Here is a 17,506-nt window from a genome sequence, read left to right as displayed (position 1 = left end):
CCCCCGCAAGCAGCTTCACGCTGCCCCGGGGACACCCTTTTACCGCTCACTCTATTCTTAAGCGGTATAGCCAAAGCCCAGGATGGTGAAACACTTGTCCTGGTCCTCCGGCGCCATCTTAATCTCCACGATATGCTCCTGGCTCTGCTCATTCTTGTACAGAATCACAGCGTTGCAATGCGTCCAGCTATTCACATGCGGATCTGCCGTCAGAACCAGCTGGCCGTCCACATAGACCTCCGCCTTGCCGACATCCGGGCTGCCCGAATCCTTGAAGACCAGGATCAGATTCCTGCTGAATAGGGTCAGCCTGAAGCTATCCCCGCCTGACGCAGCCGTATGCATCCAGTTATGCGGGAATTGTGGAGTACCGAATGGATTAGCATCCATCTCCACCTGCTGCAGCTCCTCATCCGTTCCGTGGAAGCCACCGGCTTCAATAACAATCGCAGTACCTGCGCTGCCAAGGTCACTTCTGCGGTCCAGAAGCCGTACATCGGCAAAATCATTGCCCAGCACAGGCGGTCCCGTCAGCGTATCCTCCTCCGCTTCATCCATTTCCGTCCGGGCGGTTTCGGAGAACAGATAGCCCAGAGAGTCCGCCATTACGCGGTGCCCGTCATTCGTGGGGTGATAAATGTCGTAGAAGAATTGCCGTTTGGAGATGATATTCCCTTCAGCCTTGCTCAGCCGGAACTGCTCTGTTACTGCATCTTTGACACTGACCATCGGGAGATTATAGCGTCTGCCTACCGGGGAGAGGCGGTCCTGCAGATTCCAGTCATTCACGAAGACACTGAACAGCAGGATGACGGCTGGCTGGTTTTCGGCAGACAGGATTTTGAGGCAGAGGCTCTCGAAGCAGTTGCCTTTCGTCTCGTCCCCTTCATCATTCACGGCAAATTCCACCACTACGATGTCAGGAGCGGCTGCGCCATCCCTCAGCACATCCCGCTCATAGCGGATCATCCCCAGCTCGGAGGGCGTCCCGCCAACCCCGGCCTTGATGAAATGAATATTCTCTCCTCCGTCCTTGCCGAACAGCTCCTTAAATCTCAAGTACGACTGATAAGCATAGCATTCCGTATGGATCGGCTTGGCTCCAGCCCCCTGTGTGATCGACCCGCCAATATAAGCAATGGTCACATCTTCACCGTTCGCAGCCTTGTCCATCGCCCGCTTCATCCGCCGGTTATTGCCCGCATGGAGCAGGGACTTCGCAATCATCCCATGGTAAGCGGACGAATCGAAGTCTACCGGAGGTTCAGCTGTCAGCTCAGGCGCCGTGTACCCGTCATTCAGGTAGAGGACGATGCTCGCTGTCGCCAGTTCGCCCTCCTTGCTGAACTCGAAGGCGTATTTGCCGGGAGCCACATCCTCCTCAGACCAGTCAACCTCATCCAGCTTCACAATGATTTCCGTTCCATCGCCCGGGCAGGAGACACGAAGCTGTGTGCCTGTCTCGTATTTGCTGGTTCTGCCCCAATTCTGCATGAGAAAAGTGACCGCTGTCCCTTCTTCCGCCGTCTTCACGGACACTCCGATGCTGTGCACCAGCTGCCGGAAGCCGCTCCAGTCTCTTAGCATCGCCAGCATCTGCTCATCGTTGACCCCGCCTATGTATTTAGCCTTATCGGTCAGATAATTGCCTTCCAGATAAACCTCTTGCGCGGGCTTGCCTTCCGCCATGGCGGTTGCCTCAATCGCCGTCTCGAACATGACGAAGAAGCCGTCACGGCGATCCGCCGGATCTTGGGGTGCCGCCGGCCCCTCTGGACTGTTAAGTCCGATACCGCTGTTAACCTCTTCCATATCCATCAGCCTCACTTTGTCTGAAGGCGCTCTCACCTGCCAGGAGAAGGACACTCTCACCCGCCGCCATGCCCTGTCCTGACTTCAGCTGCACCATAATAGTCTTGCTTCACGCTTTCATTATAGCCCGGGGTGCTGGAGCAGCTCAACGTACATCTGAAGCTCTGTTTCATTATTACAACTATTCGCCAGTTGGCCTCTATATACCCGGCTTGCGCATTCCGGCTCAGCGGAACCACACGGGACTATCGCAGAATTCCGGCAGAGATGAACAGAATCATATGCTCTTTGATCTTGTCCCGATCCAGCGGCTCATGGGATCTGTTCCATTCCGTGGTCAGCGCCAGATACATACGCAGAATCATAAACGCCGCCACACTGGCATCGCACGGCTTCACTTCTCCGCTCCCGATTGCCGCCTCGATCTGCTGCTGCAAGAAGTCCAGCGCGTAGCCCTCCATCCGCTTCACTCCTTCGAGTGCCTGGGCTGTACCGATGTCACGCACCTCTTGGGCCAGCTTCACGAACAGCTCATGGTCCAGGCGGAATTCCAGAATAGAGTCCAGCAGATTGAGCAGCTTATGCACGAAGGTCGTTTGTTGCGCAGCCACACGGTTCATCACCGATGTTAGTTCGGAGGTAGCCTTGTCCAGAATTTCCTCGAACAGCTCTTCCTTGGTTTTGAAAAAGGTATAGATCGTGCCTTTGCCCACATTAGCGATTCTGGATACCTGATCCATCGTCGTAGCCTTATAGCCAAATTGTACAAAGGACAGGGTTGCTGCCTGCAGGATTAACGCTTTACGGTCAATAGACATAGGTCATACTCCTTTATTGTTATATTTTGAAAATATCACAAGCCTTCCCCTTCGGCAAGCCGCGCTTGCGCATAAAATGTCATCAAATCAGTATCCATTCCCGTTCTTTCTGGGGTATGATAGTAAAGATGCAACCACGAAACTAATTGTATGGATGGTGGAATATGTCTGAAATCAAAAAAACAGCTAAGAGCAAAAAAACCGTTGTCATTCTGGCTGCGCTCGTCCTTGTTATCGCTGCGGCTGTGGTAATCTGGCTTACCGTGGGCAACAAGAGTGAAGACAGCCCGGCTGCGACGGGAACCGGCGATACGAAGTCCCTGGAGCAGACGTTCTATATTTATGATACGGTTGTGAATATCAAGGTGTTCGGCGATACGGTGGAGCAGAAGAATATGGACGACATTCAGGCCATGCTGGAACGGATGGACATCGAGTTCAGCCGGACCAAGACGAACGGGGAATTATACGCTGTGAATCAGGCAGCCGGTAAAGAAGCCGTTGCCGTGTCCGATGAAACGCTGGATATTGTGAAGCTCTCCCTTAAATATGCCGAGGAAATGGACGGGCTGTACGATCCGACGGTCGGACCGCTTGTGGATCTCTGGGCAATCGGTGAAGGCGGGGATCATGTGCCTGATCAGGCGGCTATTGATAAGGCCCGGAGCCTGACCAACTACAAGGATGTTATTGTAGATGAGGCTGCGAAGACCGTTAAGCTGGCCAAAGAAGGCATGGTACTGGATATGGGCGGGATCGGCAAGGGTTATGCGGCTGACCGGATCGCCGACTATCTCAAGTCTAAAGGCCTGAACAGCGCTATGATCAATCTCGGCGGCAGCAGCATTATCGCCCTTGGCAGCAAGCCAAATGGTTCCCAGTGGAATATCGGCCTGCAGGACCCCGACCAGAGCCGCGGCAGCCAGCTCGGTACCATTAAGGTTACCGATGAGGTAGTTGATGCGTCCGGGGTATATGAGCGCTTCTTCATGCAGGACGGGGTGCGTTACCATCATATCCTGGACCCGCGTACCGGCTTCCCGTCCCAGAACGGGCTGAAGAGCATTACCATCATGAGCCCTAGCGCAACAGACGCGGACGCCCTTTCCACCGGTGTGTTCCTCATGGGCCTGGAAGATGGCATGAAATATCTCGAAGCACTGCCCGAGAAGGTTGAGGCCTTCTTCATTACGGACGACAACAAGATCTATGCCACCTCTGAGCTGAAGAAGCGGCTGAATCTGACCGATTCGACGTACCAATTCGCGGACTAACTGTATTCGGAGTGTTTGGTGCTGACTGTGCAGGAAGGACAAAATCTCCCTAACGGGTGTAGGATGCTGATGCATTCTCTCACCGGCCGCAGTATAGAGAATTGTTGCACATATTGCAGGATTCCTCTATTACTGTTACTGACTGTGAAGCACGGGGCCCATCCCTCGGTGCAGCAGCACCCATTTTTTTCGGTTTTCCGCATGATTTCCTAGACAAAAAATTAAAAGGTGCCTTCCATAATGGAGGGCACCTTTTGTTGTAGGATTGAACGCGCCTTGTAACCACTCAATTCTCACACCAGCGGCAGCTCACTGAACTCCTTATAACTCGTGAAAATATAACTCGGTGTGTGACTCGTCCCCGGCTGCCGCCCGCGCGGATTATACCAGCAGACCTTCCAGCCGGCGGCAAGCGCACCTACGACATCATTCGCCCAGGTATCGCCTACATAGAGGCTGTTCTCCGGTGTGGTTCCCGTCATCTTATTGACATGGGCGAAGATCGCCGGGTCCGGCTTGGCCAGACCTACAGCGTCCGAGATGAAGATCATCTCCTGCGGAATGAGCTTGTCGATGCCCAGCCCGCGCAGCTTGCCCGTCTGGTGCTCCAGCGGGCCGTTGGTGATAATGCCTACCGGGTGCCCCAGGCTAATGAACCGCTGAAGCTGCTCCGCCACGCCTTCGATCATCTCAATCGTATACTGGCGGGCAATATAGGATGCCTGTATCCGCTCTGCCTGCTCCCGGGTCACTGGCAAGCCATACTCGGCAAAAGCCAGCTCCAGCCGCATCACCCTCGTCTCCTCCAGCTCAAGCTCCCCGCTCAGATACTTCGGCCACAGCAGGTCACTATGATGCCGGACGGTATAGAATAGTTCTGCATAGTCCAGCTTGTCCTCATCAGGTGCCAGCACCTCACGAACGGCTTCCCTGAAGGGGACCAGATGGTCATACAGCGTATCATCCAGATCAAAAAATATAGCCAGCTTACCGCTTGTCTCTGCCACATTAACGCTCCTAACTATCGCCTCAGAAATATAAATGATAAGTGAAAAAGCTCTCGTCCCGCACGTATCCGTGGGCTTCATATAAACGCTGGGCGCCTGTGTTGTCTATCATGGTGGACAGCGTCAGGCCTTTGGCTCCTGCACCCTGCGCGAAGCCCTTCACACCCTCTAGCAGCAGTGAGCCAAGTCCCTGTCCGCGCTGCTCCTTCGTTACGAACAGATCGTTCAGAATCCATACCGGCTGGACTGTGATGGAAGAGAAGGAGGGGTAGAGCTGAGCCAGACCATAAATCTGCCTGTCTTCACCTTCACCAGCAGCCGCCATGAACAAGGCGGACTCCCCGTTCTCCAGCCTCGCCCGCAGGAACTCCCGGGCAGCCTCCCTGTCCGGGGCTTGGCCGTAGAAGCTGCGGTATTCATCAAATACCGGTGCAAGCTCCTCCACATCCTCAAGACCCGCCCGTTCAAAGCGAAAATTCAGCATAGCTGCGCCCCCTTATTCCCTGGAATCGTAAAAGACATGACGGGCCGTAATCTTCCCGTCCTCAATATCCATCAGGCCGAACGAATACTGCTTCTCCCGGCGTTTGTCCGTAGGCGAGCCCGGATTGAACAGCAGAATCCCGTTCTCCCGGCGCATCAGCGGCTGATGGGAATGGCCGAAGAGAATACAGTCCACATCCTGGCCTTCAAAGGCCAGCAGCGCATTGCCATCCGTTCCCTTGCGGGAATACGGTGCGTGTCCGTGAATCATTCCGATGCGCATGCCTTCCAGCGTAAGGATCTTACTCTCGCCGAAGCGCTCAATAATCTCATAACCATCGTTGTTCCCGGCAATCCCCTCTACCGGCGCAAGCTCGGCCAGCATGTCATAAATCTCCGGCGACACCCAGTCGCCCAAATGCAGAATGATATCCACCTGGCGGAATTCTTGTATAAGCACGGACGGCAAGCCCTTGGCCCTGCTTGAGAGATGTGTATCCGAGACCACTCCAATCTTCATCTGCATCCACTCCTCATTCCTATTGTCATCCTACCCGGCATTCCAAAAAACACAATGGCCGAGAAGCGCTGTAAACTGCGACTCTCAGCCATTTCATGTTCAAATCCCAAGTTTACGTTCTCTCATTGTACGATGCCCTGAAGAGGGAATGCAAGCAGGAGGCCTGGCCTCCGCTACCGCTTCTCCTTGCCCGGCAAGGTGATTTCCAGGCCCGTTCTTGACTTCCGCCGAATCGCATAAATTGAAGCTGCAGGTCACCGCAATCTGATTTCACTGGTACAGGGCCGGGAAGCGCTGTACACAGCGGTTCCCGGCCCTCTCCGCATTGTAATTCTCACTCCCCCCAGTTCCACAGCCGGACCTCGCCCACCTGTATGTGACTGACCCACTGGGCTTCGCGCAGCTTCAGCAGTTCCTTGACCGGTCCGGTGACAACGGCTCCATAGAGCTTCACCCCGTTCTGCTCCAGATAGGCCACGGAGGTGTCTAACTGATCGATATGCACCGCTCTGTCCGCGAGTGTCCGATGCTGCTGCAACAGCTTAAGGGTTTTGATGAAATTAGCATCCCGCAGCGCACCGCTCCCATACGCTTCAACGGAAGGCGACCTTTTGCTGGTGGTGGATGTCGACCCGAACCAGCCTGTTTTTTCGGTGCTGACTTTTAAAATCTCCATATCATCCTTATGCCACATAGGCTGATAGGGGAAGCCAAGCGGGTATACGACCACATCGTTATTCCTCGTCGCAGGTCCGGCATCTGCACCAAACCAGACAGGCTGAAGGTTCAGCGGCTCCAGCTGCTTCAGCAGCTCATCTGTAGTATATAAATGGCCCAGCGACAGATACGCCTCGGCAACCGTACCTTCAGGAAGCTTCGCAAGCCTCTTCCACTGATCATTGTCATCCCCTCCCCCGGCAGTCCCCTCCGCAGACGGATAATAGAAAGTTTTTCCTGAACCAATCTGCTCATCTATCCAGTTAAACTTCCCTAGATTGGCCAGTCCCAGAAGAAAATTCTGCGTATAATTCCCGACCTGAATTCTCTCGTTGCCCACCTGCTTCAACACATTCCCGGATAACTCCATCCGGAAAAAATAATGTGCATCCGATGAAAGATTTACCGCGGTGTTAGGGCGGGTAACGGCAATCGCCGAGGACACCACATCTCTGTAAGTGTCGCCGCGGTCTCCGGTGTTGTAGAACACTACTGTGATAATACTGCTAATGACCGTAAAAATCAGAAAAGCCGAAAATACAGTAAGCGTGTTGGTGATTCGTGCTTTCCATTTGCCGCGGCGGATAATTTTCTTCTCTCGCTTATTTTTCTTCTTGTCCTGCGGCATCCCGGATGCTGCTCCCCCTGTCCAGTCCATCCATTTCCACGGCCCATTTGCCTGCTCCTGTTGCTTGTTCTGCTCCTCCTGCTCCATCTGCTCCTCCAGATACAACTGATACGCCTCAAGCTTCGCCAGCTCACGCTCCATCTCCTCACGCTCTTCCTCCGGGAGTGTACCCTCGCTGTATTGGCGCAGCTTCGCTTTGAACTCCTCACTCATGCTCATTCCTCCTTCGATCCGCCTCACGCAGCTTCTGCCTGGCGCGGAATACGAGTATCTTGTATTGGGAAAGGCCCACATCCATAATGTCAGCGGCTTCCTTATAGCTCAGCCCGTGCACATCGTGCAGCAGCAGCGCATGGCGCTGCCCTTCCGGCAACAGGCTGATCGCCCGGGCTGCTTCCTCCCAGCGTTCCTGCCTGAGCAAGGTGCCCTCCGTAGTCTCGGGGTCGGGCAGGGTGCTGAAATATCCGGCTTCCTTCGCCACACTCCGCTTCTCCTTGCGCGTGTAATCGATGAAGGCATTATACGCGACCCGGAACAGCCACGGCTTGATCCGCTCCTCCCGGCAATCCTCCAGATACAGATACGCGCGGTAAAAGGTCTCCTGCATCAAATCTTCGGCCGCATGATGGTCCTGGCAGAGGGAGCGCAGATAACGGTAGATGTCGGCAACATAAAGTTCATATAGTTCATCCAGCGAATTCGGCTCCATCTCCTCCCCCCTTACCCTAACCACGAATGAGTCCGCGAAAAGTTACACTTCTGCATGAAATTTCTTTCATACTTTGAAACCTAAACAAGTTCGTCCTAAGATGTGAAACCATATGTAATTACCTTAGCACCAGCACAATGTATGTTGTTTTCCGCATACATTCGGGCCATATGCCTGCGTACGAGCACAATGTATGTTGTTTTCAACATACATTCGGGCCATATGTCTGCGTGCCAGCACAATGTATACTGTTTTCCACATACATTTGGGCCACATGCCTGCGTCCAAGCACATTGTATGTTGTTTTCAACATACATTCGGCCAAAGCACCTCCCCGCCATCATTTTCCAGACATTCAGCAACAAAAGGGAGCCTCACGGCTCCCTCAAGTACTTGCTATTCCGTCTGCGTTCCCCGGCGGTTCAATAAAAGCCGATACTGGACGATGCATCCTTCATCCATTCCCGTTTGCGGCCCTTGTCCAGCTCACCGCGCATGCCGCGTACCAGAGCCTCCACATCGGCCGTGCCATTCTCATGCCATTCCAGCGCGGCACTGACATACAGCTCGCCGAGCTGGGTCAGGGAGAAATCCCCGGTCAGACGCGCAGCCGTGGCTGTGCCTTCCTCGCCTGCGAAGGCGGAGAAGCCGCGCAGCTCCAGATATTCGAGTCGCAGCGCCTCGCCCGGCATCTTGATCTCATAGGCCCGGTCGAAGCGCCCGGCGCGGTTCATGAGACCGGGGTCGATTTTATCCGGGTAATTGGTGGTGCCGATCAGGAAGATGCCCTCCTTGGAAGTGGCCCCGTCCAGCGTGTTCAGGAAGAAGGAGCGGACCTCCTGCGGCATGGAATCGATGTCCTCTATCACCAGTACCATCGGTGCCAGCCGGGCTGCCGCCTCGAACACCTCATTCACCGATTCGCTGCTCGTATACTCCGTAATCTGCCAGTAGAGCACCGGTCCCGGCACGCTTCCGGCTATGGATTTGACCAGGGTGGTCTTGCCGTTGCCCGGATGCCCGTAGAGCAGAATACCCCGCTTGTACGGGATATCATAGGTGACATAGAAGCTGCGGTCGCTGTCGAAGAACTGGTCGAGCGAGCGGTAGATCTCTTTTTTGATACCCGCATCCAAAATCACTTCTTCCCGTCTCACAGCACGCGTAATCGGCTCATCCTCCCGGGAGATCCCGTTGCGCCGGTCGGTGAACACCGTCACCTTGTTGATATTCTGCTCCCGCTGCCGGGTACGCACATTGCCAAGGAAGAACTGCAATTGCGCATCCGATGCGGCAAACACATAATCCTGAAAGTTAATCCCGTTCTCCTGAAACACCGGAACCCGGGCCAGCGCAATGCCCATCGCCGGATAAGCGAGCACGTTATTGCGGACCGACAGATGAATATGGTACTCCGGCTGCTCCTTCTCATCATCGAACACGAAGGTCCGGTCCTCCAGCCTGTCAAAAATCCGCGCCACATGCTCCACCCCGGCATTGCCGCTCTGCACATCGTTCTCCAGCAGCTTCCAGTACTCGCTGTTGGGGTCATCGCTGGCATACAGCTCATAACGGACACCGTATCTAGTGTAGAGGGCTTCAAGAATACCATCCACCAGACGGGCGTATACGTCATAGCCTTTGATAATTCCGGCTTTCTCTTCATCATATTCATAGATTACAGCCGGTTTCTTATTCTCCTGCTCCATCCTTATTTCGTCCCCTTTATCGCTGCGAGCGGCTTGCACTTGGCCACAACGGCAGCCAGGCCGGCCCCCGTAACGCTTTCTATGATCTCATCTACATTCTTATAGGCTTGGGGAGATTCGTCAATAATAGATTCCAGGGAATGCTGGTTCACCACGATCTCATCTGCCGTTCCCACCTTCATCGACTGCGAGAATTCATCGACAGTCACCAGCCGCTTCGTGGCCGAGCGGGAGCGGATACGGCCTGCACCGTGGCAGATGGAATAATAATTCTCTTCCCCTCCGGGCTGGCCGACCATGATATAGGACGCGGTGCCCATCGAGCCGGGAATCAGCGCCGGATGTCCGGTCGCTGCATAGGGGCGCGGATTATCGTCATGCCCGGCGGGCAGGGCACGGGTGGCCCCCTTACGGTGCACGAACTTGCTGCCCGAGGAGGTCTGCTCTTCCCAGGCGTAATTGTGCATCAGATCGTAGAGGGTGCGCAGCTCGCACTTCGTGCCGAAGACATCACGGAAGCCCTCACGGACTCCATACGCAATCAGATGGCGGTTCACCACCGCATAGTTCAGCGCCGAGTACATCAGATTCACATAACGCTGAGCCTGCGGATGTGCAAGGGGCGCATAGATCAGGCGCGGGTCGGCGCTGCCCAGCCCCAGCTGGCCCATGACCTTGGCGAAGGCCGGAGTGCAGAACTGATTGACCATGCCTCCCCAGGCCCGGGAGCCGGAGTGGATCATGACGGCAATCTGCCCGTCCTGAAACCCCCAGGCTTCCGCCACCTCCCGCTGCTCCTCCGCGATCTCAATCGCCTGGATCTCCACGAAATGGTTGCCGCCGCCAAGGGTCCCGAGCTGGCGGTGGCCCCGGTGCCAGGCCATGTCCGGCAGCTCATTCAGAATCTCTTCATCGAAGCCGAGCTTGCTGATCTCCACATGTGACAGCGCGCTCGATTTCTTCGGCGTGTAGCTGTCCGGGATATATTTGTTCGGCAGGCCGTGCAGACCCTTACGTACGATATTCTCCAGCCGGATATCGTTATAGTGGCCGCGCTGCTGGGCCTCCATCGGCAGATACTTCTCAATGGCGCGGACCAGCTTGCGGCGCAGCTTCACTTCACGCAGATCATCCGCATGCAGGTTGGTCAGATGTACCCGCATACCGCAGCCGATATCGCTGCCCACAATGGACGGCGACACATAGCCTGATCCGGCATCCCAGACGGCAGTAGTGCCGATGCAGGTTCCGACGCCTACATGCACATCCGGGGTATAACTCATATATTCGATATTTGGAATCTGCAGATTATTATTAGCCATTTCCAGGACCTTGTAATCCAGCGTGCCGAATAACTGCTCACTGGCGTAGATCTTGAGATCACCGCCCGGAAGGGCAACCTCATGTTTATAGCGGGACATCTCTTCCGCTTGCTGCTTCATGCTGTTCATATCTATTTTTCATTTCCTCTCAGGTTTGATTTATGGCTTGGTTCCATTAGGTAGTTCAGTGTATTTCCGGTTTCCAGGTACACAAAAAGAGCCGCAGACCAGTTCTGATCATGCGGCTCCCGGCGCGCTAAGTGCAGCTTCCCGTTGAAGCTAGCACCCGTTCAAAGCACACCTCTATTCAGTTCAGACATCAGCGGCAAAACCCTGCACATTATGTCTTCCGGACGAAGGCGTTGAGATCAGATCGTACATATGCGGTTGTCATGCGTTCCTGCTGTCTGTTCCGTTCATTCGTTCCAATCATGACCTCTCAGCCTCCCTTCTCTAAATGATAAACCCAATAATATATGGCCTTGCTGCAGATTGTCAACCCTTATTCTGGTAAAGTTTAATTTTATTTAAATTTGGACCAGTCCTGATTGCTGTTCTCCAGCAGATGGCCGAAATCATTCTCCAGCCGTTTCTGCTCCGCCTTGCGTTTGTCCTCCGCCGCCTTCAGAGCCGCGTCCTTCTTGCCTTGCTCTTCGGCCTTCAGCGCATCGGACTGCGCCTTCAGCTTATCCAGTACCTCGCGGCTGAGCATGTCTTTGAGGGTTGCCGGAGCATCCGTTGCCGCAGGACGCGGTGCCGGGGTATTTTTCTTCTTTTTAGCCAAGGGAAATCATCCTTTCAGGCCGTGCTTTTCGTTCAAATTTGTTTTAGCCACAGGCCTTTTCGTTTATAATGTACAGTAAGAGGTGAGCCTAATGAAATCCACAGAGTTATGTCCAAGATTACAAAAAAGCATGGATATTATCAGCAGACGCTGGACGGGCTTAATCATCTATCAGCTTTTGCAGGGGCCCCAGCGCTTCGGAGAGATCGAGGCTTCGCTGCCTGTCAGCGGCAGACTGCTGTCCGAACGGCTGAAGGAGCTGGAACAGGAAGGCATTGTGCTGCGCGAGGTGTTCCCTGAGACCCCCGTCCGTATCCAATATTCACTTACAGGCAAAGGGCGGGCGCTGGAATCGGTCATCCGCGATCTCCAGGTCTGGTCGGAATCCTGGATCACGGAAGAGGAATGCCGTTCCGCCTCCAGCGCTCCTCACCAGCCTCAATAATGCATACCTGATTTCTATAATAGCCTATTATACATTCAGAGCTTACGGCCGATGATTACCAGATCGCGCGGGATGCCGTCAAGCACCGCAACGCCCGGCAGAAGCCCCCACTCCTTGAATTCGAACTTCCGCAGCAGGGCAAGACTGGGCTCGTTATGGCCGAATACAAATCCGACCAGATTCTGCAGGCCGAGGCGCGGACATTCCTCCAGCGCCTTGGTCAGCAGAATACTTCCGGCACCGCTGCCGCGGAATTTCTCATTAACATAGACACTGATCTCTGCTGTTCCATTGTAGGCTGGACGCCCGTAGAACGACTGGAAACTGAACCAGGCCGCAATCTCGCCGCCCTGTCTCATTACCCACAGCGGCCGGTGGTGGCTGTTATGCTCATGGAACCAATTCACCCGGTCCTCCACCTCTACCTGCTCAAGATCCGCAGTCACCATTCTTCCGGCAACCGTCGAATTATAGATCTCCACAATGTCTTCCAAATCCTCAATTACTGCATCCTCTATGCTGTAAGCCTGCCAATCCATCCTATAAGTCCTCCTAATTGTGGTATGAGCCCATTGCAGTAATTATACTCCAAGCCGGTCTTCTTACGCAGCAGTTCAGAGTTTCAGCACTACTGAAACAACACTACTCAAGCCCCGTCTGCTCCAGACTCCACTTCCATAACCGTGCTGCCGATTCTGTATCCTCCGCCCGCGGCGTCAGTTCCTTAATCTTGCGGCGGTAATAGTATTGCCCGCTTACTCTGCCAAGCTCAGGCGCAGTTGCCAGCAGAATGGCCGTATCTGCCCCCTGCTCAGGCGTCAGGAAGAAGCGGGACAGCAGCTTCAGCACACCTTGCCCGAAGCCGGTCTCCCGGTTCACCCCGATACTGGTCCCCACCGCGCCCGGATGCAGACAGTTCACAGTAACCCTGCTATCCTTCAGGCGCGCAGCCAGCTCACGGGTGAACAGAATATTCGCCAGCTTTGAGCGGGCATACGCCTTGGCCGGATTGAAACCGCGGGACAAGGTATGATCCTCCAGATACAGCTTGCCAAGCTTATACGCTCCCGAAGCCACGACAACAATCCGGCCCTGTTCAGCTGCCTTCAGGTTATCCAGCAGCAGGTGGGTCAGCAGGAAATGGCCCAGATGATTCACGCCCAGATCCAGCTCGTATCCGTCTGCTGTCAGCTCGCGCTTCAGCGCGACCACCCCGGCGTTATTGATCAGAACATCCAGTACCGGATATTCGGCAGTGAACTCCCCGGCAAAAGCACGAATGCTATCGAAGGAAGCGAGATCGCACAGCATCAGCCGGATCTGGCTGGAGCCGCTCTGCCGCACTGCTTTGGCAAGTGCCTCTTCTCCCCGCTTAAGGCTGCGGCAGGCCATAATGACAGTTGCTCCCCTGCGGGCCATTTCTACGGTTGTAGCCAGCCCCATCCCGGAGTTCGCACCGGTGATCAGCACGGTTTTGCCTTGCATGGATATCCTCCCCTTCCTCGCCGTCCGGCACAGCTTAAGCACCGGCCTAGCCTTACTCCATATCCGAGTATATGCGCTAAGCTCATGTTACATCATTTCAGAGGGTTAACATAGTCAAAGACCTGCCAATTCTTCACTTCCAGTCCGGCCGGAGCGCAATCAGCTGATCATCCTGCGCCTGCGGGTCGCCTCTGCCGTCGCGGTTGTTGGTCATTAGATACAGGGTCCCGTCCGGGCCTTCCGCCACATTGCGGATTCGCCCATACTTCTCCTTGAACAGGCTGCTAATCGAAGGTGTTCCGCCCGCTGACGGCAGCGACACCCTTAAGAGCTGCTGTCCGGCCAGACTTGCGACCAGCAGCTCGCCGGTCCAGGGTCCCTGCGTAATGAAGGTCATTCCTGACGGAGCCCAGGTCTCCTTCCCGCTGTGAACCAGCGGAGTCACAAGCTTGGGCTGGCCGTCTTCGGTCTCATCGCCTTCGATCAGCGGCCAGCCATAATTGGCTCCGGCCTCGATAATATTCAGCTCATCATGGCTGGATTGTCCATGCTCGGAGCTGTACAGCACCCCGCTCTCCGGCTGCCAGGCCAGCCCCTGCGCATTGCGGTGGCCCATGCTGTAGACCGGCGATCCGGGCCACGGGTTATCTTCGGGGATGGAGCCGCTGGTCGTAATCCGCAGGATTTTGCCGCCCGGACTATTCTTGTCCTGCGCCAGCTCCGGCTCATAGCGGTCACCTGTCGTGATATACAAATTCCCGTCCAGCCCAATCTTAATCCGTCCGCCGTTATGATTCGTGTCGCCCGGTATGTTATCCAGCAGGACGCGGTCGATCTCTGCTGTGCTGCTTCCAACTATGATCCGCAGCACCCGGTTCGCCGTCCCGCCCTCTTCGGTGCGGTAAGTGTGATAGAGATAAGCCCGTCCGTTACGCTCAAATTGAGGATCAAGCGCGAGACCCAGCAAGCCGCCTTCCCCATCGCTGACCGAAGGATCAGAGAGCTTCAGCAGCGGAGCCTCGCGCAGCTTGCCGTTCTCTATAACGCGCAGGCTGCCTGTCCGCTCGGTAATGAACATCCGCCCGCCGGGAGCGAATGCAATCTCCCAAGGAACCTCCAGCCCGCTGGCCAGGGTCTGGGCAGTATAAGGTATATCCGGTGATCCCGGCGGTTCCGCTCCGGCAGCGGTAGTACCGGCAGATTGCGAGTTAGACTGCGGACTCCCGCCAGTCGTCTGTTCAGCAGTAGAGCTGCAAGCCGACAACAGGCCTATGAACAGGGCCACGGTTCCGCACCGCATAAGGGTACAGGAGAGAAGTCTTTTTCTTGTTTCAGACATAGCTATAACCTCCTTAGGGAATGGTCAGCTCCTGATTGTGGCAACTATTACCCTGCGCTTCCCGCCCTTAAACTCCGCAGGCTATACGTTAGCAGGATGTGCAGGCTCCAGGATTTTGAATTATAATGGGAGCATTGCTGTTCAAGCGTGTAGACGAAAGGGGAACTATTGAAATGAATGCAGCTCTGCAACAACTGGAGCAGGACATGGCGGCCGGTAAGCTGGATGCCCTGCTCGTAACCGATCCTAAGCATGTGTACTATCTGACGGGCTTTGCCAGCAACCCGCATGAACGTTTTCTCGGCCTGCTGCTGATCCGGGGCGAAGAACCGGTGCTGATCGTTCCGGCGCTGGACGCCGAAGCCGCGCATGCCGCCTCCTCAGTGAAGACGATTCTGACACACAGCGACACGGACAACCCGTACGCTCTGCTGAAGTCACGCTTCGGCAGTGTTAGTCCGGGCAGCATTGGCATCGAGAAGGAACACTTCTCCGTCAGCCGGTATGAGCTCCTCGCAGAAGCGGTCGCCGCCGGTTCCTACCAGGATGTCGGCCCTCTGCTCCGGGCGATGCGCGCGGTCAAGACCCCGGAGGAAGTGCGTATCATGAAGCATGCCGCCGAGCTGGTGGAGGAGGTTCTCCGCCAAGGTCTGGCGCATGTCAAATCCGGGGTCAGCGAGATTGAGCTGGTGGCCGAGCTGGAGTATCTGATGAAGAAGGTCGGTGCCTCCGGCCCCTCCTTCGACACGATGGTGCTGTCCGGCCCGAACACGGCCCTGCCGCACGGCGTGCCGGGCGAACGCCTTATTCAGCCGGGCGATCTGCTTATGTTCGACCTCGGTGTGTATGCCGGAGGCTACGCTTCCGATATTACCCGCACGTTCGCGGTGGGTGAAGTGGACAGCAGACTGCTCGATATCTATAATGCTGTGCTTGCCGCCAATGAAGCGGGCATTGCCGCCTCCGTCGCCGGAGCCTCCTTCGGCTCTGTCGACAAGGCAGCACGTGACGTAATTGAAGCCGCCGGTTACGGGCAGTACTTCATGCACCGTGTCGGACACGGGCTGGGGATGGACACCCACGAGTATCCTTCGCTGCACGGGCTGAATACGGATGTCATCCAGAACGGCAACGTCTTCACCGTAGAGCCGGGAATTTATGTGCCGGGTCTCGGCGGTGTGCGCATTGAGGATGATGTGCTGGTCACCGCAGAAGGTCCGCAGACGCTGACCAGCTTCCCCAAGGAATGGACAGTGCTTACCCTGTAGTAATTCCGCCTGCGTGTTCGGGAGGCTTCAAGTTAGCGCCCGAGCCTACTATATATCACACCACACGAAAAGCCCCAGTCTCCCGGATCTCCGGGGGCTGGGGCTTTAATTGTCGGGAGGCTTACTCCCGGATGACGGCCTTCTGCTCTTCTTCGGCAAATGTGAAAGAACGGCCCAGATACAGCACAGGCGTACCGGCGGCCGTGAGGATGAACTTGGACAGGTAGGTGGTCAGCAGAATCTCGGTCCATACCTTCATGTCATAGGTTCCGGCAAAAGCAATCGTGCAGAAGATCAGCGTATCGACAAAGGAGCTGATCATCGTGCTGCCGTTCGAGCGGATCCACAGCTGCTTAGAGCTGCTGTAATACTTCCGTATCCAGGCGTAGAGCCGTACATCCAGGAACTGGCTGATAAAATAAGCGGTAAGACTGCCCAGCGCCAGTCTCGGCATCAGGCCGAATATCGTCTCCAGCGCGGATTGGGCAATGTCCGTCTCCTGCGGCTTGAACACAAGCACCATCTGCATAATGACTGTAGTCATCAGCAGCGTGAAGAAACCGAACCACACCGCACTTCGCGCTTCTTTTCGTCCATATTTCTCGTTCAGCAGGTCACTGGTCATATACAGGGTGACATACATCGTATTGCCCAGCGTCATCACAATATCGAACGGCATTGCAATCGTCTTGGCGACCTGGATATTGGCGACTACAGTAGCCATGCCGACCCAGGCGTAGAGCCCTTTTTTACCGAACAAGCGGTAGCACAGCAGAAAAAAACCAAAATTAACGACAACAAAACAAACGCCCCACAACAAATTAAACATAATGCCTGGTATTCCTCCTAGTTTTGGTTACGCGGGATGGTTACGAACCGCGGATCACAGTTGTCAAGATACAAAACATTACTACTCTATCACATTCAAAGCTTACACGCTATGAAATTTTAAATTTTCAGAAACACAGCATTTTGCTGCTTCTTTTTGGCGAATTGGTGATTGAGTCGTTAAATATTCAAATTTTTTCTGAAAATAATGCGGCATATAGCATTTTTTCACTATTCAACCTGAGGTTAATTCTATAGAATAGGGAGATTAAGAAGCGTTTCACGGAAAAGGAGCGAATGCCATGTTTGGTTTCAAAAAATCAATTAGCCGCAAGTTTACGCTGTTGCTGTTTGCCGT

Annotated in this window: 17 protein-coding genes; 3 read left to right on the top strand and 14 right to left on the bottom strand. The window is 54.9% G+C overall.

What is annotated here, in order from left to right; translation table 11 throughout:
* Window positions 1-57 precede the first annotated feature (57 nt).
* Window positions 58-1,812, bottom strand: a complete 1,755-nt coding sequence (locus MHH28_RS29045; RefSeq protein WP_405117305.1) for an SGNH/GDSL hydrolase family protein — start codon at window positions 1,810-1,812, stop codon at window positions 58-60.
* Between the two features lie 245 nt (window positions 1,813-2,057).
* Entirely contained in the window at window positions 2,058-2,630 is a 573-nt protein-coding gene (locus MHH28_RS29040; protein WP_405108311.1) for a TetR/AcrR family transcriptional regulator, read from the bottom strand.
* A 164-nt stretch (window positions 2,631-2,794) separates the two neighbouring features.
* Between MHH28_RS29040 and MHH28_RS29035 the strand changes: the two genes are divergently transcribed.
* On the top strand, window positions 2,795-3,904 hold the full coding sequence (locus MHH28_RS29035) for an FAD:protein FMN transferase (protein WP_405108308.1): 1,110 nt from the start codon (window positions 2,795-2,797) through the stop codon (window positions 3,902-3,904).
* A gap of 293 nt (window positions 3,905-4,197) precedes the next feature.
* Here the strand turns inward: MHH28_RS29035 and MHH28_RS29030 are convergent, their stop codons facing one another.
* The 8 genes from MHH28_RS29030 to MHH28_RS28995 form a co-directional block, all read right to left on the bottom strand.
* A complete protein-coding gene (locus MHH28_RS29030) occupies window positions 4,198-4,911 on the bottom strand; it encodes an HAD family hydrolase (protein ID WP_405108305.1) in 714 nt (237 codons plus the stop codon).
* Window positions 4,912-4,933: 22 nt separating this feature from the next.
* On the bottom strand, window positions 4,934-5,395 hold the full coding sequence (locus MHH28_RS29025; RefSeq protein ID WP_405108302.1) for a GNAT family N-acetyltransferase: 462 nt from the start codon (window positions 5,393-5,395) through the stop codon (window positions 4,934-4,936).
* A 12-nt stretch (window positions 5,396-5,407) separates the two neighbouring features.
* Window positions 5,408-5,914, bottom strand: coding sequence for a metallophosphoesterase family protein (locus MHH28_RS29020; protein WP_405108299.1), 507 nt, complete (start codon window positions 5,912-5,914; stop codon window positions 5,408-5,410).
* Between the two features lie 334 nt (window positions 5,915-6,248).
* Window positions 6,249-7,472, bottom strand: coding sequence for an anti-sigma factor (locus tag MHH28_RS29015; protein WP_405108296.1), 1,224 nt, complete (start codon window positions 7,470-7,472; stop codon window positions 6,249-6,251).
* Window positions 7,465-7,968 carry a sigma-70 family RNA polymerase sigma factor gene (locus MHH28_RS29010; protein ID WP_405108293.1) on the bottom strand — a complete coding sequence of 168 codons (504 nt, stop codon included), beginning with the start codon at window positions 7,966-7,968 and terminating at the stop codon, window positions 7,465-7,467. The genes MHH28_RS29015 and MHH28_RS29010 overlap by 8 nt, the downstream gene beginning before the upstream one ends.
* A gap of 422 nt (window positions 7,969-8,390) precedes the next feature.
* Complete coding sequence (locus MHH28_RS29005) at window positions 8,391-9,677, bottom strand: AAA family ATPase (protein WP_405108290.1); 1,287 nt, start codon at window positions 9,675-9,677, stop codon at window positions 8,391-8,393.
* A 2-nt stretch (window positions 9,678-9,679) separates the two neighbouring features.
* Window positions 9,680-11,119, bottom strand: a complete 1,440-nt coding sequence (locus MHH28_RS29000) for an RtcB family protein (RefSeq protein ID WP_405108287.1) — start codon at window positions 11,117-11,119, stop codon at window positions 9,680-9,682.
* 403 nt (window positions 11,120-11,522) lie between these two features.
* Window positions 11,523-11,783, bottom strand: a complete 261-nt coding sequence (locus MHH28_RS28995; RefSeq protein WP_405108284.1) for a YqkE family protein — start codon at window positions 11,781-11,783, stop codon at window positions 11,523-11,525.
* A 91-nt stretch (window positions 11,784-11,874) separates the two neighbouring features.
* Between MHH28_RS28995 and MHH28_RS28990 the strand changes: the two genes are divergently transcribed.
* On the top strand, window positions 11,875-12,228 hold the full coding sequence (locus MHH28_RS28990; protein WP_405108281.1) for a winged helix-turn-helix transcriptional regulator: 354 nt from the start codon (window positions 11,875-11,877) through the stop codon (window positions 12,226-12,228).
* A gap of 35 nt (window positions 12,229-12,263) precedes the next feature.
* On the opposite strand, the gene MHH28_RS28985 is transcribed toward MHH28_RS28990, so the two are convergent.
* The 3 genes from MHH28_RS28985 to MHH28_RS28975 form a co-directional block, all read right to left on the bottom strand.
* Window positions 12,264-12,767, bottom strand: coding sequence for a GNAT family N-acetyltransferase (locus tag MHH28_RS28985; protein WP_405108278.1), 504 nt, complete (start codon window positions 12,765-12,767; stop codon window positions 12,264-12,266).
* A gap of 103 nt (window positions 12,768-12,870) precedes the next feature.
* Window positions 12,871-13,713, bottom strand: coding sequence for an SDR family oxidoreductase (locus MHH28_RS28980; RefSeq protein WP_405108275.1), 843 nt, complete (start codon window positions 13,711-13,713; stop codon window positions 12,871-12,873).
* A gap of 133 nt (window positions 13,714-13,846) precedes the next feature.
* Window positions 13,847-15,052 (bottom strand): PQQ-dependent sugar dehydrogenase, encoded by a 1,206-nt coding sequence (locus MHH28_RS28975; protein WP_405108273.1) that lies wholly within the window; start codon window positions 15,050-15,052, stop codon window positions 13,847-13,849.
* 173 nt (window positions 15,053-15,225) lie between these two features.
* On the opposite strand from MHH28_RS28975, the gene MHH28_RS28970 reads away from it, so the two are divergent.
* Window positions 15,226-16,320: a M24 family metallopeptidase gene (locus MHH28_RS28970; protein ID WP_405108270.1), complete on the top strand. Its 1,095-nt coding sequence runs from the start codon at window positions 15,226-15,228 to the stop codon at window positions 16,318-16,320.
* 121 nt (window positions 16,321-16,441) lie between these two features.
* Here MHH28_RS28970 and MHH28_RS28965 read toward each other — a convergent pair whose 3' ends face one another.
* On the bottom strand, window positions 16,442-17,149 hold the full coding sequence (locus MHH28_RS28965; protein WP_405108266.1) for a queuosine precursor transporter: 708 nt from the start codon (window positions 17,147-17,149) through the stop codon (window positions 16,442-16,444).
* Between the last annotated feature and the right edge of the window lie 357 nt (window positions 17,150-17,506).

The sequence above is a fragment of the Paenibacillus sp. FSL K6-1217 genome (assembly GCF_045040735.1).
Lineage (GTDB): Bacteria > Bacillota > Bacilli > Paenibacillales > Paenibacillaceae > Paenibacillus_AQ.
This window is presented reverse-complemented; position numbering and strand designations above follow the sequence as displayed.

Excerpts from the sequence above, each read along its gene's own strand:
- MHH28_RS29045 (WP_405117305.1), bottom strand. The coding sequence starts at position 1,812 with ATGGAAGAGGTTAACAGCGGTATCGGACTTAACAGTCCAGAGGGGCCG.
- MHH28_RS29040 (WP_405108311.1), bottom strand. The coding sequence starts at position 2,630 with ATGTCTATTGACCGTAAAGCGTTAATCCTGCAGGCAGCAACCCTGTCC.
- MHH28_RS29035 (WP_405108308.1), top strand. The coding sequence starts at position 2,795 with ATGTCTGAAATCAAAAAAACAGCTAAGAGCAAAAAAACCGTTGTCATT.
- MHH28_RS29025 (WP_405108302.1), bottom strand. The coding sequence starts at position 5,395 with ATGCTGAATTTTCGCTTTGAACGGGCGGGTCTTGAGGATGTGGAGGAG.
- MHH28_RS29020 (WP_405108299.1), bottom strand. The coding sequence starts at position 5,914 with ATGAAGATTGGAGTGGTCTCGGATACACATCTCTCAAGCAGGGCCAAG.
- MHH28_RS29015 (WP_405108296.1), bottom strand. The coding sequence starts at position 7,472 with ATGAGTGAGGAGTTCAAAGCGAAGCTGCGCCAATACAGCGAGGGTACA.
- MHH28_RS29010 (WP_405108293.1), bottom strand. The coding sequence starts at position 7,968 with ATGGAGCCGAATTCGCTGGATGAACTATATGAACTTTATGTTGCCGAC.
- MHH28_RS29005 (WP_405108290.1), bottom strand. The coding sequence starts at position 9,677 with ATGGAGCAGGAGAATAAGAAACCGGCTGTAATCTATGAATATGATGAA.
- MHH28_RS29000 (WP_405108287.1), bottom strand. The coding sequence starts at position 11,119 with ATGAAGCAGCAAGCGGAAGAGATGTCCCGCTATAAACATGAGGTTGCC.
- MHH28_RS28990 (WP_405108281.1), top strand. The coding sequence starts at position 11,875 with ATGAAATCCACAGAGTTATGTCCAAGATTACAAAAAAGCATGGATATT.
- MHH28_RS28985 (WP_405108278.1), bottom strand. The coding sequence starts at position 12,767 with ATGGATTGGCAGGCTTACAGCATAGAGGATGCAGTAATTGAGGATTTG.
- MHH28_RS28980 (WP_405108275.1), bottom strand. The coding sequence starts at position 13,713 with ATGCAAGGCAAAACCGTGCTGATCACCGGTGCGAACTCCGGGATGGGG.
- MHH28_RS28975 (WP_405108273.1), bottom strand. The coding sequence starts at position 15,052 with ATGTCTGAAACAAGAAAAAGACTTCTCTCCTGTACCCTTATGCGGTGC.
- MHH28_RS28970 (WP_405108270.1), top strand. The coding sequence starts at position 15,226 with ATGAATGCAGCTCTGCAACAACTGGAGCAGGACATGGCGGCCGGTAAG.
- MHH28_RS28965 (WP_405108266.1), bottom strand. The coding sequence starts at position 17,149 with ATGTTTAATTTGTTGTGGGGCGTTTGTTTTGTTGTCGTTAATTTTGGT.